General features: G+C 73.1%; 6 protein-coding genes and 3 pseudogenes. 6 read left to right on the top strand and 3 right to left on the bottom strand.

Annotation, left to right across the window (positions count from 1 at the left end):
- Positions 1–15: 15 nt before the first annotated feature.
- A complete protein-coding gene (locus ADK65_RS18495; RefSeq protein WP_107092320.1) occupies positions 16–1,755 on the top strand; it encodes an N-acyl-D-amino-acid deacylase family protein in 1,740 nt (579 codons plus the stop codon).
- Positions 1,752–3,203: an aldehyde dehydrogenase family protein gene (locus ADK65_RS18490; RefSeq protein ID WP_053671343.1), complete on the top strand. Its 1,452-nt coding sequence runs from the start codon at positions 1,752–1,754 to the stop codon at positions 3,201–3,203. Before ADK65_RS18495 ends, ADK65_RS18490 begins: the two co-directional genes overlap by 4 nt.
- Before the next feature lie 6 nt (positions 3,204–3,209).
- Here the strand turns inward: ADK65_RS18490 and ADK65_RS38870 are convergent.
- Positions 3,210–3,380 (bottom strand): annotated as a pseudogene (locus tag ADK65_RS38870) (nitroreductase/quinone reductase family protein); the annotation flags it as partial.
- 1 nt (position 3,381) lies between these two features.
- On the opposite strand from ADK65_RS38870, the pseudogene ADK65_RS38865 reads away from it, so the two are divergent.
- Positions 3,382–3,786 (top strand): annotated as a pseudogene (locus tag ADK65_RS38865) (endonuclease/exonuclease/phosphatase family protein); the annotation flags it as partial.
- Between the two features lie 146 nt (positions 3,787–3,932).
- Here the strand turns inward: ADK65_RS38865 and ADK65_RS18480 are convergent.
- Together ADK65_RS18480 and ADK65_RS18475 are read right to left on the bottom strand one after the other, a co-directional pair.
- Positions 3,933–5,891 (bottom strand): annotated as a pseudogene (locus ADK65_RS18480) (nitrate- and nitrite sensing domain-containing protein); the annotation flags it as partial.
- A 270-nt stretch (positions 5,892–6,161) separates the two neighbouring features.
- Positions 6,162–6,635: a helix-turn-helix domain-containing protein gene (locus tag ADK65_RS18475; RefSeq protein ID WP_234352909.1), complete on the bottom strand. Its 474-nt coding sequence runs from the start codon at positions 6,633–6,635 to the stop codon at positions 6,162–6,164.
- Positions 6,636–7,268: 633 nt separating this feature from the next.
- Between ADK65_RS18475 and ADK65_RS18470 the strand changes: the two genes are divergently transcribed.
- Genes ADK65_RS18470 through ADK65_RS18460 form a run of 3 tightly spaced genes read left to right on the top strand, consistent with a single transcriptional unit; the run spans position 7,269 to position 15,536 of the window.
- On the top strand, positions 7,269–10,223 hold the full coding sequence (locus ADK65_RS18470; RefSeq protein WP_159038800.1) for a LuxR family transcriptional regulator: 2,955 nt from the start codon (positions 7,269–7,271) through the stop codon (positions 10,221–10,223).
- A complete protein-coding gene (locus ADK65_RS18465; protein ID WP_159038799.1) occupies positions 10,220–12,721 on the top strand; it encodes an AAA family ATPase in 2,502 nt (833 codons plus the stop codon). The genes ADK65_RS18470 and ADK65_RS18465 overlap by 4 nt, the downstream gene beginning before the upstream one ends.
- Entirely contained in the window at positions 12,705–15,536 is a 2,832-nt protein-coding gene (locus ADK65_RS18460) for an ATP-binding protein (RefSeq protein ID WP_053671334.1), read from the top strand. Before ADK65_RS18465 ends, ADK65_RS18460 begins: the two co-directional genes overlap by 17 nt.
- The last annotated feature ends 328 nt before the right edge of the window (positions 15,537–15,864 follow it).

The raw sequence follows: 15,864 nt of genomic DNA, 5'->3' as shown, positions 1-15,864 counted from the left end.
ACCGCCCACCAGGAGGTGCGCCCAGTGCTCGATCACGTCATCAAAGGTGCGACGGTCGTCGACGGGACCGGTGCCGCCGGCCGGACCGCCGACGTCGGCATCAAGGACGGGAGGATCGCCGTCATAGGTGAGGTCACCCGGGAAGCCCGCACCACCGAGGACGCCACCGGTCTCGTCCTCACCCCCGGCTTCGTCGACCCCCACACCCACTACGACGCCCAGCTCTTCTGGGATCCGTACGCCACGCCCTCGCTCAACCACGGGGTCACCACCGTCGTCGGCGGCAACTGCGGTTTCACGCTCGCGCCGCTGCATCCCGGCCGGCCCGAGGACGCCGACTACACACGGCGGATGATGTCCCGGGTCGAGGGCATGGCGCTGGTGGCGCTGGAGGAGGGGGCGCCCTGGAGCTGGCATTCCTTCGGGGAGTACCTGGGCGCCCTGGAGGGTCGGATCGCCGTCAACGCCGGGTTCATGGTGGGGCACTGCGCGCTGCGGCGGTACGTGATGGGGCCGGACGCGGTGGGCGGGCAGCCGACTCGGCAGCAGCTAGGCGCGATGGTGCGGCTGCTGCGGGAGGCCATGGACGCCGGGGCCTGGGGGCTGTCCACGACCCAGTCGAGCAGCCACTCCGACGGGGACGGGCAGCCGGTCGCCTCGCGGCACGCCCGGCCGGCCGAGCTGCTGGCGCTGTCGCGGGCCGTCGGGGAGTGCGAGGGCACGCAGATCGAGGCGATCGTCGCGGGCTGTCTGGATCAGTTCAGCGACGCGGAGATCGATCTGTTCGTGGAGATGAGCGCGGTCGCGGGACGGCCGCTGAACTGGAACGTGCTGACGATCGACGCGGCCGTTCCCGAGCGCGTGCCCCGGCAGCTGCTCGCGAGCGAGCAGGCGCGGAAGGCGGGTGGGAGGGTCGTGGCCCTCACCATGCCGATCCTCACTCCCATGAACATGTCCCTGGGCACCTTCTGCGCGCTGAACCTCATCCCGGGCTGGGGGCCGGTGCTGGGGCTGCCCGTGCCGGAGCGGATCGAGCGGCTGCGGGATCCGGACGTGCGGGCCGAACTGCTGCGGCGGGCGAACTCCAAGGAGGCGGGAGTCTTCCGGCGGCTCGCGAACTTCGGGCGGTACGTCATCGGCGACACCTACAGCGAGGCGAACGCCGGGCTGACCGGACGCGTGGTGAAGGACATCGCCGAGGAACGCCGGCTGGAGCCCTTCGCGTGCCTGGTGGAGATCTGCGCCAACGACGGACTGCGCACGGTGCTGTGGCCGATGCCGACCGACAACGACCCGGCGTCCTGGGCCCTGCGGGCGCAGACCTGGCAGCACGAGGACGTGCTGCTCGGCGGGTCCGACGCCGGTGCCCATCTGGACCGGATGTGCGGGGCGCCGTACACGACCCGGTTCCTCGGGGACTGTCTGCGGGGCCGGAAGCTGGTCGGGCTGGAGCAGGCCGTGAAGATGCTCACCGACGACCCGGCCCGGCTCTTCGGACTGCGGGAGCGGGGGCGGATCCGGGAGGGCTGGCACGCGGACCTGGTGCTGCTCGACCCGGAGCGCGTCGACGCGGGCCCGGCCACCCTGGTGCACGACCTGCCGGGTGACAGCCCGCGGCTGGATTCCCGGGCGCTGGGCGTACGGGCCGTGTGGGTCAACGGCGTCGAGGCCATCCGCGACGACGTGGTGAACGGGGCCGTACCGGGGCGGGTGCTCCGATCGGGGCGGGACACGGAGACGGTGAGCACGAGGTGACGGCACGCCAGTCGCTGTTCGTCGGCGGCTCCTGGGTGGAGCCGGACGGCGGGCACTACGAGGTGACCGACCCGGCGAGCGAGCAGACCGTCGGGTGGGCGCCGGAGGCCTCGCGGGATCAGGTGCTCGCGGCCTGCGCCGCGGCCCGCGAGGCCTTCGGGCCGTGGTCGCGCACCGCCCCGGAGGAACGGGCCGCGGTCCTCGGCAGGGCGGCGGGGATCATCGCCGGCCGGCTGAAGGAGTACGCGGAGCTGGCCCGGGCCGAGACCGGGGCGACCCTCGGCACCGCACGCGCCCTGCAGGTCGGGGTCGCCGCCGCCCGCTTCCGGCGCTACGCGCGCGTGGAGCCCGCCGAGTGGCCGATCCCGCCGCAGATCAACGAGGCCGGGCCGATGGGGAAGGCCGGGGTGATGGGCGCCCTGGCCGTGCGGCAGCCCGTCGGGGTCGTCACCTGCGTCACCTCGTACAACAACCCCTGGGCCAACCCGGCCGGGAAGGTCGCCCCGGCACTGGCCATGGGCAACACGGTCGTGGTGAAACCGGCCCCGCAGGATCCGCTGTCGGTCTACCGGATGGCCGAGGCGCTGCAGGAGGCGGGCGCCCCGCCGGGTGTGGTGAACGTCGTCAGCGGCTCGCACACCGAGGTGGGTGAGGCGGCCGTGGCATCGCCGGACGTCGACATGGTCAGCTTCACCGGCTCCACGGCGGTCGGACGGCGGATCGCCGAGGTGTGCGGGCGGGGCATGAAGCGGCAGCTGATGGAGCTGGGCGGGAAGGGCGCCGCGCTCGTCTTCGACGACGCCGACCTCGGCTCGGCCGTGGCCGGGATCGGCACCACCTTCTCCTTCTACAGCGGGCAGATCTGCACGGCGCCGACGCGGGTGCTGGCGCAGCGCGGGATCCACGACCGCTTGGTGGAGCGACTGGCCGCCTATGCGCAGCGGTTGAAGGTCGGGGACCCGCGGGAGCCGGACACGGTGGTCGGGCCGGTGATCTCGGCGGCGCACCGGGACCGGGTGGAGTCGTACGTCGAACTGGGCCGCAAGGAGGGCGCGGTGGTGGTGACGGGCGGCCGACGCCCGGACCTGCCCACCGGCTTCTACGTCGCCCCGACCCTCCTCGCCGACTGCACCGGTGACATGCGCGTGGCCCGCGAGGAGATCTTCGGGCCGGTGGTGGTGGTCATCCCCTTCGACGACGAGGAGGAGGGCATCGCGCTCGCCGACGACACCGACTACGGCCTCATCGACTACGTCTGGTCGCGCGACGTCGCCCGGGCCTTCCGGGTGGCCCGGCGGCTGCGGGCCGGCGGGGTCGGGATCAACACGGTGGGCCGCAACATGGAGGCGCCTTTCGGCGGGTTCAAGCAGAGCGGAGTGGGCCGGGACGTCGGCTCGTACGCCCTGCACGCCTACAGCGAGGTGCAGGCGATCGTGTGGCCGGGGTGAGGGCTCTCAGGCGTCAAGGTCCACCCGCACCGTCAGCAGATCCGTCCCGAACGCCCGCACGCCCAGGCTGTTGACCCGGGGCAGTGACCGCAGCCGTGCCGCCGGGTCGTCCTGCGGCATCAGGTGCGCGGTCCCCTCGTGCCACCGCCCCCGGATCCGTACCCGCACCCGCGGGTCCTGCGGGCAGGCCGCGGCGCTCGCCGGTTTCGTCGCCCGGCACCGCGGTGACACCTCCTTCCCGCCCGTCGTCACCGGCGACCTCAACGCCTGGCCCGACTCCGACGAGGTCCGCCTCCTCGGCGGCTGCACGACCGCCCCGGCCGTGCCCGGCCAGGTCCTGCTCGACGCCTGGACGTACGCCGGTCCGGCCGCTCCCCACGCCACCTGGGACGCCGCCAACCCGTACGTGGCGGCGGCCGACGGGCCGAGTGCGCGCATCGACTACATCCACGTGGGCCCGCCCGGACCCGATGGACTCGGCCGCGTCCGGGACGCACGGCGGGCCTGCGACGGTCCGGTCGACGGGCTCTGGCCCTCCGACCACGCGGCGGTCGTCGCCGACCTGGCGGAGGCCGCCCGGTAGGGCCGCGTGAGGTCCGTCCGCCCGCCCGCCGTGCTCAGGGGCGAAGGGCCGGGGGACGGCGCGTCCGACCAGGGTTCGCCGACGATGGGGGCCGGCGGCCGGTGACCGGCCGGGGCGGGGAAGACGGCGTCCGGTTGCTCGTACGTGCCGTCGTGCCGGGCGAGGTGGCCCGGGAGCATGACCAGCGAGGTGGTGCCGGGGCCTTCGCCCGAGGGGCGCAGCTGGACGCGGATGCCGTGCCGGTCGGACAGCCGGCCGACCACGAACAGGCCCATGCGCTGCGAGATCGCGACATCCACGCACGGCGGGTTGGCCAGCTTGTGGTTGATGTCCGCGCAGTCCTCGGCGCTCAGACCGACGCCCTTGTCGTGGATCTCGATCATCACGCGGCCGTCGGGGAGAAGGGCCGCGGTGACGCGGACCCTGGTCTGCGGGGAGGAGAACGTCGTCGCGTTCTCCAGCAGCTCGGCGAGCAGGTGCACGAGGTCGGTCACGGCACGGCCGTGGATCTCGGCCTCCGGGACGCCGGACAGTTCGACGCGCTCGTACTGCTCCACCTCGGAGGAGGCCGCGCGCAGCACGTCGACCAGCGGCACCGGCCGGTCCCAGCGGCGGCCGGGCTCCTCACCGGCGAGCACGAGGAGGTTCTCGCCGTTACGGCGCATACGGGTCGCGACGTGGTCCAGGCGGAAGAGGTTCTCCAGCTGGTCCGGGTCGGCCTCGTTGTTCTCCAGGTCGGTGATCAGGGCCAGCTGGCCCTCGATCAGGGACTGGTTGCGGCGCGACATGCTGCTGAACATCGCGTTGATGCTGCCCCCCAGCAGGGCCTGCTCGGCGGCGAGCCGGACGGCCTCGCGGTGGACCTGGTCGAAGGCCCGGGCCACCTCGCCGATCTCGTCCGTGGTGGAGATCGGAATGGGCGCGATCCGGGTGTCGACCCGGGCCGGGTAGGCGCGGTAGAGCCGTTCGCACAGCATGGGAAGCCGCTCGGCGATGGCGAGGGCGGCGTTGCGCAGGCGGCGCATCGAGCGGCTCATCTGCCGTGCCATGAGCGCGGCGACGACGAAGCCGGCGAGCAGGGCGGCCACGATGACGGCGCCCTTGACGAACGCCTCACGCCGGGCGTCGGAGGCGATCCGTGCGGCCTCGGCCACCGCGCCGTCGATGAGCTGCTTCTCGGCCCTTCCGTATGCCTCGACCTTCCGGGTCGAGGCGGCCATCCAGGTGGACGGGGTGATGCCCTGCGCCGCGAGGACGTCGGGCCTCGCTCCGGCCGCGATCCTCTCGGTCATCCGTTCCAGCGCGGGTGTCGCCGCACGGCTCGGGCCCGCGACCGTCGCCTGGTGCTCCGTGTCCGTCCCGGTGGCCCGGTAGGTCCGGAGGGCGATGGTCTCCAGCCGGCGGTACGTCACGAAGGCGTCGAGCTGCTGTTCCCGAAGCGGCCCGGCGCCACCGGGCCGGACCAGCAGGTGCAGGCCGGCCGACCGCTGGAGGGACGCGGCATCCTTCGCCTGGGCGAGGGAGTGCACCGTGCGGCCGTACGACGCGGAGTTCTCGAGGCCGAACCTCAACTCGTTGGCGAACCCGGTGATCTGCCGGCCCAGTACGGCGTAGCTCTCCTCGGTGGCCACCGGGTCCGTGGCCGGGGTGAACGCCTGTGCTCGTACCGCCCTCAGCCGCGGCCCGACCCGCTCGACCTGGCGGATCCGCTGCTCCAGGCCGAGTTCGGCGGGCAGCGCGGCGACCGCCCGCCGGAAGTCGGCGGCCCGCCGGTCGGTGACCGCCCGCGCGTCCCGTACCACCGCGCTGTCCCGTCTGCCCTGGAGCAGCGGTGTCACGGACAGATCACGCTCGTCGAGGAGCGCCCCGTGATAGGCGCTCGACCTGGCGACGATCAGCGCGACCGCCTCCGCGGCTTCGGCCGCTTTCCAGGTGCCGATCGAGGACCGCACCTGGACACCGCCCATCACCAGGTTGATCAGTACCGGGACGAGCAGGATGACGGTCAGCCGGGTGGACACATGCCGTCTTCGGGATAAAGCACCGCTCGGTGCCGATTTCCCGCCCGCTGAGGCCGCCGCCCGGGTCTTCTTGCCTCGCCTCATTCGAAACCATCACCTTTCGGCGTCGGCGCAGGGCGTCTGGGTCCCGCCGGGGCACGTTCCGCTCCACTTCCGCCTCCGGTGGGTTTCCTCGAACGTGCCTGTCCGGAATTGATGTGGATCGGTTGTGGCTCTGCCTCGGCCGATTCGCAGCTTCATGGGATCCGATACCACAAGGCCCTCGGGTGTTCTACTGAATCAGGTCGGATTCACCTCGTGTTCAGAGGCCCGTCACGAGGTCGACGGGGCTGGTGCCGGAGATTCCACGGGTGGTCACTTCACGCGTTCGGGCAGGACGCGGGGCGGCCAGCTCGCGACCGACAGCAATCCCGAGCAGTACGCGCGGGACACCAGGGCGGAGCGGTTGGGCGCGTGGAATTTCCGCAGCATCCCGGTCACGTGGTATTCGATGCCCTGCCGGCTCATATAGAGGCGCGATGCCATCTGGGTCGAGGAGGATCCGGCCGCGATGCCTTCGAGAATCCGGGCCTCGATCTCGGTGATCGCCTCCGGCGGCTGGGGCGTGCTTCCGTCCTTGGAATCCGCGGCCTTCGCGAGGTCGGGGAATGCGACGGTGCCGTCGTCACCCGGGGGCTCGGTGACTTCTGCCGGGAGACCGGAGAAGAGCGCGTCGTCCGGGGCGGCCACACCGGTGGGGCCGTAACGCAGCGGAGTCCCGCGATCCGCCTTCTTCACCTGCAACTGACCGGGGCGGCGTGTCCTGTGTATCCCTGACGTCTCAGCCAAGAGGATCGGTATATGTGAATACATCTTCACCTCGGTTGAATCTCTGTCCGCACGTGGCCGCTCTGCCTCGTGGTGGGGGACCGGGGAGACTTCCGTGGCGCTTTTTTGCGCATTTTTTTGCAAGGAGATGGAAGGGGAGAATTTCTTTAAGGGCAAACTAATGATCTGTCTTGAGCGGCGTCAAGGGCGCACGGCTCCGCTGGGTGAACACCGTGGTGGTTCCTGTGACGAGGGCGGTGCGTGGGGGGAGGTACGGTGCTGAATTCAGCCAGCCGGGGGGTTATTTTCCGCCATTGTCGGCGGGGGGAGGGCGGGGGTTGATGGCGGGGGGACCTCTTGCTTCCAACCGTGCGGCTTGTCCGATTCGCCGACTATCGGCCTCTTTTTGAGCAAACTTGACTTGGATGGTCAAGTATTTAAAGCTTTCAAAAGTTTTCGTGGCGGAACTTCGCGGAGGATGAGCCTGTGGCCCTCGGGCCTCCAATACGGAGCTTTGCGCGAGGATCCGGCCGTCCTGCCATGGCGGCCGGAAATTCGGCACGGCTTACGGAGGTGCAGGTCGCTGTGCAGTCGGTGCATATGCCACGGCATTCACCGAACGGTGTGCCGAGGGGGCGAGAACCGGTGACTTCCATGACACGACGACCGGCTGTTCATCGACTGGTGGGCCGTACCGAGGAGTTCGGCCGGATCGCGGGCGCTTTTTCGGGAGTGCGCGCAGGGCGCTGCCGGCTCCTGCTCGTGCACGGTCAGGCGGGTGTCGGCAAGAGCGCGCTCCTCGGCAAGGCCTTCGACCGCCGCGACGGGGTGATCGGGGACGCCACCGTGCTGCGCGCCGTGTGCCGGGAGCCGGAGTCCGGCACGGCCTACGGAGTCGTGCGGCAGCTCTTCGGCACCCGGGAGGACGAGGGCACCGAGAACCGCCGGTGGACGCGGGACTGCCTGGGCACGGCGCTCGGGGTGCTGGACGGGTATGCCGCGACGCGGCCCGGGGATCCCGGCGCCGCACAGGAGTACGCCACGCTGCGTGCGCTCCACCGGATCGCGGGTCGTCTCATGTCGCACCGCCCGCTGGTCCTGGTCCTCGACGACGCGCACTGGGCCGACGAGGCGTCACTGCGATGGCTGCGCTTCCTGATCCACCGATCGGGCCGCTGCCCCCTGCTCGTGGTGATGTCCCTGCGCGATCCGTCCGTCCGTCTCGGCGCGGAGCAACCGGTGTCGCCGACCAACTGGGCCGAGCCGACCGTGCTCCGGCTGCGCCCGCTCGACGATGCCGGGGTCGCCGCGGTCGTCCGGGACCGGCTCGGCTCGCAGAGCGCGCTGATCGTACAGACGTGCGGCAGGACGTCGGGCGGCAATCCCCGGCTGCTCCATGCACTCCTGGACTCCCTGACCGCGGCGGACCGCGAACCGTCGTCCGTCACACCGGAGACCGTGGAGGAGTTGGGTGCGGAGGCGGTCCGCGCCCTGGCGGCGTCCCGGCTGCCCTCCCTGCCGCACCGCGTGCGGACGGTGGCCGCGGCTGTCGCCGTGCTCGACGAGACCCGTCCGGAAGCGGTCGGCGACCTCGCCCGCGTACCGGCGTCCCAGACCAGAGCCGCTCTCCGGACACTCCGCGAGCAGGGCCTTCTGACGCGAGCCGAACCCGCTGGTATGCGCGCGGCGGTCCGGCGGGCGGTGCTCGACGAGCTCCCGCCCGAGGCGGCCCGGCGGCTGCGGACCCGGGCGGCGCGGGTGCTGAGCGAGGCCGGGGAGCCCGTACGCAGGGTCGCGGACCAGTTGGTGCACCTCCCCTGGCCCGAGGAGCCGTGGATGGCCGACGCCCTGCTCGACGCGTCGGACGAGGCGCTGCGGCAGGGCGATCTGCGGTCCGCGGCGGGCTACTTGCGGCAGGTGCCGAACACCGCGGCGGAGGAGAAGGGCGAGACGGAGCGGGACATGCTCCAGGTCACGCTGGCGTCGGTGCTGGCCTGCCTGGACCCGCTCGCAGCCCTGGTCGAACTGCGGACGGTACTGGACCGGACGTCCGACGCCCGGGCGCGGGCCCGGATCGCCGCCCGGTTCAGCGAGGTCGCGCTGGCCGCACAGGGCGGAGCGCGGGAAGTGCCCGCGCTCGGCGAAGCCGTGGACCGGCTCGACGACGTGATGGCGGCGGAGCCCTCCGCGGACGCGACCGAAGGCGCCGATCTGCTCCGGTCCACTCTGGTGATCGCGGGCATCGGCACCGAGACCAGGTCGCCGGGCGCCCGGGCCCTCGTGCGGAACGCGGCGGCCGGGCTGCGGGAGGCGGCCACCCCCGCCGGGCACACGCCCGCCGAACGGAGGACCCTCGCCGCCCAGGCACTGCTGGCGGCGTTCGAGTCCCGCTCGGCGCCCCACACGGTGGACATCGCGGAGCGAGCGCAGGCGGGCGGCTGGGCGGACTGGCTGCCGTACAGCGTCGGGCCCGCCCTGTTCATGGCCGACGAGATCGACCCGGTGATGCGGATCTGGGACCAGGCCCTGGAGGAGTCACGGGCCCGGGGCGACGACTGGACGCATCACGAGGTCCTCTGCCTGCGGGCATGGACCCTGTACGAACTCGGCGCCGTGGACGCGGCCATGTCCGATGTGCGGCACGCCCTGGACATCACCGAACAGGCGCCCTGGCGGCAGGCGACCCTCCTGCCGTTCGCGGTCGAGGCCGCCCTGCTGACCGTCGCGGGCCGTCCGGAGGCGGCGGACGCACGGCTCGCGCGGGAAGGACTCCTCACCGCCGACGAGGGGGGCGGCGACAGAACGGGCCGGGGCTGGAGCCTCCTCCGGCTGCACCGTGCCCTCGCCCAAGGGCGGCGCGGAGACCAGGACGCCGCGCTGGAGCAGCTTCTGCGCCTGGGAGACGACCTGCGGACGTCGGGCATCGACAACCCGGTGTTCTCGCCCTGGTGGTCGCACGCCGTCCATCTGCTGGTCCGGCGTGACCGTGTCGCGGAGGCCCGCGAACTCGTCGAGGAGACCGCCGAGTCGGCGCGGCGCTGGGGCACTCCGCGCGCCATCGGGCAGAGCCTGCTGGCCGTGAGCACGGTGGTCGACCGGGACCGGGCCGTCGAGGTCCTCAGCGAGGCGGTCGACGTCCTCGCCGAGGCCCCCGGCCGCCTCTGCCGCATACGGGCCGACTACCTGCTCGGGCGTGCGCTGCTGCGTGAGGGCGACGAGCGCGCGGCGCGCAAACGGCTGCACCGGGCGGTCGGCGCGGCCATCCGCTGCGGCGCCCGGGGAGCCGGTGAGGCCGCGTCCCGGCTGTTGCTCACGGCGGGCGGCCGGGTACCGAGGCCCACGGGTGACCTGGCCAGCGGGCTGCTGACGAGGAGTGAACTGCACGTGGCGGACCTGGCCGCCGCGGGACTGAGCAACCAGCAGATCGCCGAGGCACTGTTCGTCGCCACACGTACCGTCGAGACCCATCTGACGCAGACGTACCGCAAGCTGGGGGTGAGGAACCGCAAAGAGCTGGCCGAACAACTCCCTTTGTGGCGCCGGCGGGACCGCAGGGGCGGCCCGGTGGACACCGGAGCCCCGCACACGGCGCAGGCGGACCACCTGTGAACGCGACGCCGGGCGACCAGGGGCAAGGGCAGGGACAGGGCCAGGAGTTCGCGTGCCGGACGCAGCGGACCGATCGCCGTCCTCTGGCCGGACGCGCGTCGGAGTGCCGGCGGCTGCGGGACGCGGTCCAGGGGCTGATGACGGGCCGGTCCCGTGCCCTGAGGATCGAAGGGGCACCCGGGATGGGCCGCAGCGCGCTGTTGCACTGGACCGCGGTGCTGGCCGAGGACGCCGGCGCGCGGGTGCTGCGCGCCCAGGGCTCCCTCCAGGAGGCCGGATCACCGTACGCCGTGGTGCAGCAGTTGCTGAACCCCGTCGGGCACCTCGACGTCCTGCGGTGGGAGGGTGCCCGCGCGGGCCTGCCGCCGGACGCCGCCCTCCTTCCCGGCCTGTGCCGGAAGGTCCTGGGTCTCGCCCGCCGGTGTCCGCTGCTGGTCCTCGTCGACGATCTGCAGTGGGCCGATCCGTGGTCCCGGCGGATGCTGCACGGGCTGATGCGACGCATGCACCAGGCCCCGGTCCTGGTGGTCGTCGCCGTGAGGTCCGGCACGCGCGTCGCTTCCGATCCGGGCATCGAGGAAGCCGTCGAACTGAAAGGGCTGGACACCGCCGCCATCCGTCACCTCCTGGCCCGGGCGTACGACGGCGATCTCGACGACGCGTTCGTGGACACGGCTGCACGTGTCACCCACGGCAGTCCCAGGCTGCTGAGCGCCGTCGTCACCGGGCTGGAGCGCGACGGCCTCACGCCGTCGGCCGGGCGTCTGGAGGAACTGCGCTCGCGGGTCGCGGAGGCGGTCGACGAACAGACGCGGGATCTGCTCGACGCCATGCCCGAGGAGCAGGCGTCGCTGCTGCGAGCGATCGCGGTGTGCGGCGGGGAACTCCCCACCGAACTGGTCTGCTCACTCGCCCGCCTGACGTCCACCTCACCCTCGGAGGCCGTCGGTCTGCTCCGGCGGGCACGGCTGGTCGCCGACGGCGAACCGCTCGTCCTGACCGATCCGAGTGCCGCCGCGTGCATCCTGTCCGACCTCACGCCCGGCGCGCGGGAACAGCTCTACGCCGCCGCCGCCGGGCTCGGGCACCGGGCGGCGGCCGCGAAGGAAAGCGTGGCGCGGCTCCTGCTGGGCACCGGCCGGACCGGCCGGCCCTGGGCGGCACGGACGCTGCGCGAGGCAGCCGCACACCGTCGGGACACCGGCGACGACGGTGCGGCGGGCCGCTTCCTGTGCAGAGCCCTGGACGAGGAACTCGACCACGTCGAACGCGCGCACGTCCTCCTCGATCTGGCCGTCGTGGAGATGTCCCGGTCCGCCGAGGCGGGGGAGCGGCGCCTTCTGAAGGTGATCAGGGCGCCCGGCGGCAGGGCCGTGCTGCCGCTGCGCCGCGTGGCCGCCGACCTCCTGGTGGCCGCCGACACCCGGGGCGAGGCGGTCGCCCCCCGGTTCGTCGACCGTTCGGTTCCCCAGTGCGGCGTGGGCGAGGGAGCGATGAGCAGCCCCCTGCTGACCTCGCTCGCCGACCGGCGTATCCACGCGGCGCTCACCGCCTGGCGCATGATGCTGCAGGCCGAGGACACCCGGCGCAGTCATCCGCTGGCCCGTCGCGCGCTGGGGGGTTCCTGGGACGACGGCTGCCTGTTCATGACACGGATCATGGCCGCGCAGGTGCTGACCATGGGCGGCGACACGGAGGAGTCCCTCCCCGTGCTGGGCGCCCTGCTCGCGGAGGCGGACGGGCTCGGGCTGGACGTCATGGCCGGCATGGTGCTGGAGGCACGGGCCTGGACGTACCTGCACCGCGGCCTGCCGGACGAGGCCGGAGACGACCTCGTCGCGCTGTGCCGTCGGCTGCCGCCCGCACGCAGGCACCCGTCCGTGGCGCTGAGGATCACCGCGCTGCAGGTGCTGATGCACGTGTACGACGGTGAGTTCGCCAGGGCGCGGCAGGCGGCCGAGTCCGCCTCACCGGACACCGTCCGGGACGGCGTGGGCCGGCCCCTCAAGCTGTTCGCGCGCGGGTGCGCGCGGCTCGCCGAAGGAGACGCTCTCGCCGCCGTCGGGGACCTGGAGGAGTGCGGGCGCTGGCTGCTGTACAAGGGGATCACCAACGCGGGGTTCCTCTGGTGGCGGTACTTCGCGTCCGTCGCCCGGCATGTCCTCGGAGACGTGGAGGAGGCCGGGAGACTGGCCGACGAACACCAGCGGCAGTCACCCGCGTGGGACGCGCGCACCGCGGCGGGGGTGGTCTCCCTGGGACTGGCACTGACCCGCGGCCGCGGGGGCGGCCGCACCGGCCCCGGCCGGCCGCTCCTCGCCCCCGGGGACCCGTCGCCCGGGACGCGAAGCGCCCGGGAACTCACGGAGTGGACGGCTGCCCGTCTGTCGTCCGGCCCGCCGCCGCGGGTCCCCGGCCGGTGCGCGCCGGCCCAGGGGCGGACGGCTTCCTCCCCGGTGGGGCGGCGAGAGGACACGGCACATGCTGACCGACCGTGAAGACGAGTTGGCCCTCCTGAAGGACGTGCTCCGTGCCGCGCGCGGGGGCCGCGGCTCGGCGACGGTCGTCTCCGGACCGCTGGGCATCGGCCGATCGGCCCTGCTGCACGCGGCGGCCGACCGTGCCTCCGCGACCGGCTTCCGTGTGCTGAGGGCCGCCGGTTCACCCCTGGAGACCGACCACCGCTTCGGAGTGGTGAGGCAGCTGTTCGACGTTCTCGTCGGCCGGACCCCGGCCGCCACTCTCCACCGCTGGCGGGCGGACGTCGCCGAGTACACCGAGTGGCTGTTCGCCGACTTCCCGGCGGTCTCGGACTGCGCTGTCCCTCCGGCACCGGACGGGCTCCACCGGGTCCTGCGGGCACTGTGGGTGCTCCTCGGCCGGATGAGTGCCGACCAGCCGGTGCTGCTGGTGGTGGACGACCTGCAGTGGACGGACGAGGAGTCGCTGCTCTGGCTCAGCCACGTCGCCAAGCGGATCACCACCTCCCGGGTCGCGATCGTGGCGGCGGTCCAGGAGGGCACCGATTCGGCGGGGCACCGGCTGGTGCGGGAGTTCGGCAGGGGAGCGGAGCACCGCCTGCGGCCGGGGAGGTTGCGGCCGTCCGGGATCCACGCCATGGTGCGTGAGCGGTTCGGCGAGCGCGGGGACGAGGAGTTCGTCCGGGCATGCCACGAGGTGACGGGCGGCAACCCCGCCTACCTCGCCTTCCACCTGGCCGAACTCGCGGCGGACGGGCGGCGGCCGCGAGCCGCGGAGGCGGACGCCGTACGGTCCGCACGACCGCCCCGTCTGGGCGACTGGCTGACGCACCGGCTGATCTCGATGCCCGCCGTCCCGCTCCGGCTGGCCAGGGCGATGGCCCTCCTGCCCGAGTCGGCGTGGGACGGGCCGGCCGTGGTGGTCGCCGAGCTGGACCCCGAAACCCACCTCGACGCGGTGCGCGCCCTGCGCCGTTTCGGTCTGCTGACCTACGACACGCCGGCCCGGTTCACCCACCCGATGGTGCGGACCGCGTTGGAGGAGTCCATGACGGCCGACGAACAGGAGGCGCTCCGGCTCCGCACCGCGGGCACCCTGCACGGGCACGGCCACCGGGCCGAGGAGGCGGCCGGGCAGCTCATCGCCGTGACACCGGGGCAGGGGCCCTGGGCGACGAGGGTATTGAGCTCGGCGGCGCGGGAGGCGCTGTGTTCCGGTCGCCCCGAAGCGGCGGCCCGGTATCTGCGACGGGCCCTGCTGGAAGCCCCTGAGACGGGCACCGAACGTGCGGTGCTGCTGGCCGATCTGAGCGTCGCGGAACGGGACTTCGACCCGCCCGCGGCCTTACGGCACCTGGCCGACGCCCTCGCGCTCCTCCCGACGCCGGCCGAACGTGCCGCCGTCGCGGTGGGCTTCTCCCCGGCGACCCTCGCCGCGGCCCCGCCTCGGGTGGTCGAACGGGTCCGTACCGTCGCCGAGGATCTCGGTGACCCGGACGACCTGACGGGGCCGGAGCGCGAACTCGCCCTGCGGCTGAGGGCCCGCCGGCACTACCTGGCGCTGATGGACCTGAGCGATCCGAGGTCGCGCCCCGGGGGCCCCGGTGCCCGGACACCGGACCCGGACACGCTCCTCGACACCCCGGCGGAACGCGAACTGGCCGCCGTCCTGCTGCACGGGGCGATCCTCACCGGCCGGACCACCGCGCCGGAGGCCGCCCGGCTGGGCGTTCGCATCCTGGAGCGGGAACCCGCGGTGAGCGGACACCTGCACACAGGGCTGTCGCTCCTGGTGAGCACTCTGGCCGTGGCGGGCGTGCCGGCCAAGGTGACCCCGTGGCTGGAGTCGGTCCGGAGTTACGACTGGGGGCGGATGAGTCCGGCGGCGCGGTCTTTGCTCTGCGTCGAGGAGGCGTGGGTCATGAGGGCATCGGGACGGCTCCCGGCCGCCCGGGCGCGGGTGCTCGAAGGGGCGGCGTCCGGCTGGGCGGGCGAGAGGTTCGGCGGGCCGTCGATGGCGCTGGTGGCCGGGCTCGCGCTGGAGACGCTCGACGGCGCACTGGCCGGGTGTCTGCCCCCCGCCGACGGCGCCCGTGCCGACGGAGCGGCGTCCGGCTGCCCGGTTCAGGGCCTCGTGGCCGGTGCGGTCGCCGCCGGGGCCGGCGACCTGAGGGCCGCGGTACGGCACATCGTCGACTGCGGCCGGCGCCTGGAGCGCGCAGGGTGGCGCAACCCGGCGCTGCTGCCCTGGCGCAGCGCCGCCGTCGAACTCCACCGGCGCCTGGGTGACCTGCGGCAGGCGGCGGAGCTGGCGGAGGAGGACCACGTCCGGGCGCTGGCCTGGGGGGCTCCCCCGGCGATCGGACGGGCGCTGAGACTGCGGGGCGAACTGACCGGGGGCGATGCGGGCCTCGCCCTGCTCCAGGAAGCGGCAGAGGTGCTGGACGGGGCCGAGGACCTGCTCGAACGGTCGAGGGCGCACTTCTCCTTGGCGCAACGGCTGCGCGGAGCGGACGACTCGGCGGCCAGGCAGCACGAGCGGTCGGCCCGCGCGCTCGCGGAGGTGTGCGGAGTGCGCTGGGCGGCCGAGCAGCGCAGGGCCGAACCGGGCGGGCCCCCGTATCTCGTGTCCGGCGGGGGACTCACGCTTCCCGAGATCCAGGCCGCCCGGCTGGCCGCGGAGGGCATGACGAACCAGGAGATCGCCGCGGCCGCGGACGTCACGCCGAGGGCGGTGGAGAAGCGCCTGACCAAGGTCTACCGGAAACTCGGCATCGGAGGCCGCGGCGACCTGGCCGAAGCCCTCGAACTGCTCGCCGGTCCGGAACGGTGACGAGCGGTGGGCGGGTCGGAGTACCGCTCGGGGAGAATCGGCCGACCGCTTTTGTGGAGGCGGGAAACCGGGCGGCGCTTCTCGCGGCCGCATTAAGCGGGTCTAGGGATTTGTATAGTAGGAGAATGGTGGCGGTTGGGGCTGCTGTGAACTGGGCAGACGCAGGGGGGTGCCGAATTCGACCGGGCATTGTGCTTGCCTTTCCAAGTGTGTCGAATGTTGCAGGCAAGTGAAATGAGGACGTGTGGTGGATTTCAGGTTACTGGGCCCGCTGGAAGCCTCCGTGGACGGCGGCAACGTTCCCCTCGGCGGGATCAAGCAGCGAGCG

This window comes from Streptomyces sp. NRRL B-1140, from assembly GCF_001280065.1.
Lineage (GTDB): Bacteria > Actinomycetota > Actinomycetes > Streptomycetales > Streptomycetaceae > Streptomyces.
This window is presented reverse-complemented; position numbering and strand designations above follow the sequence as displayed.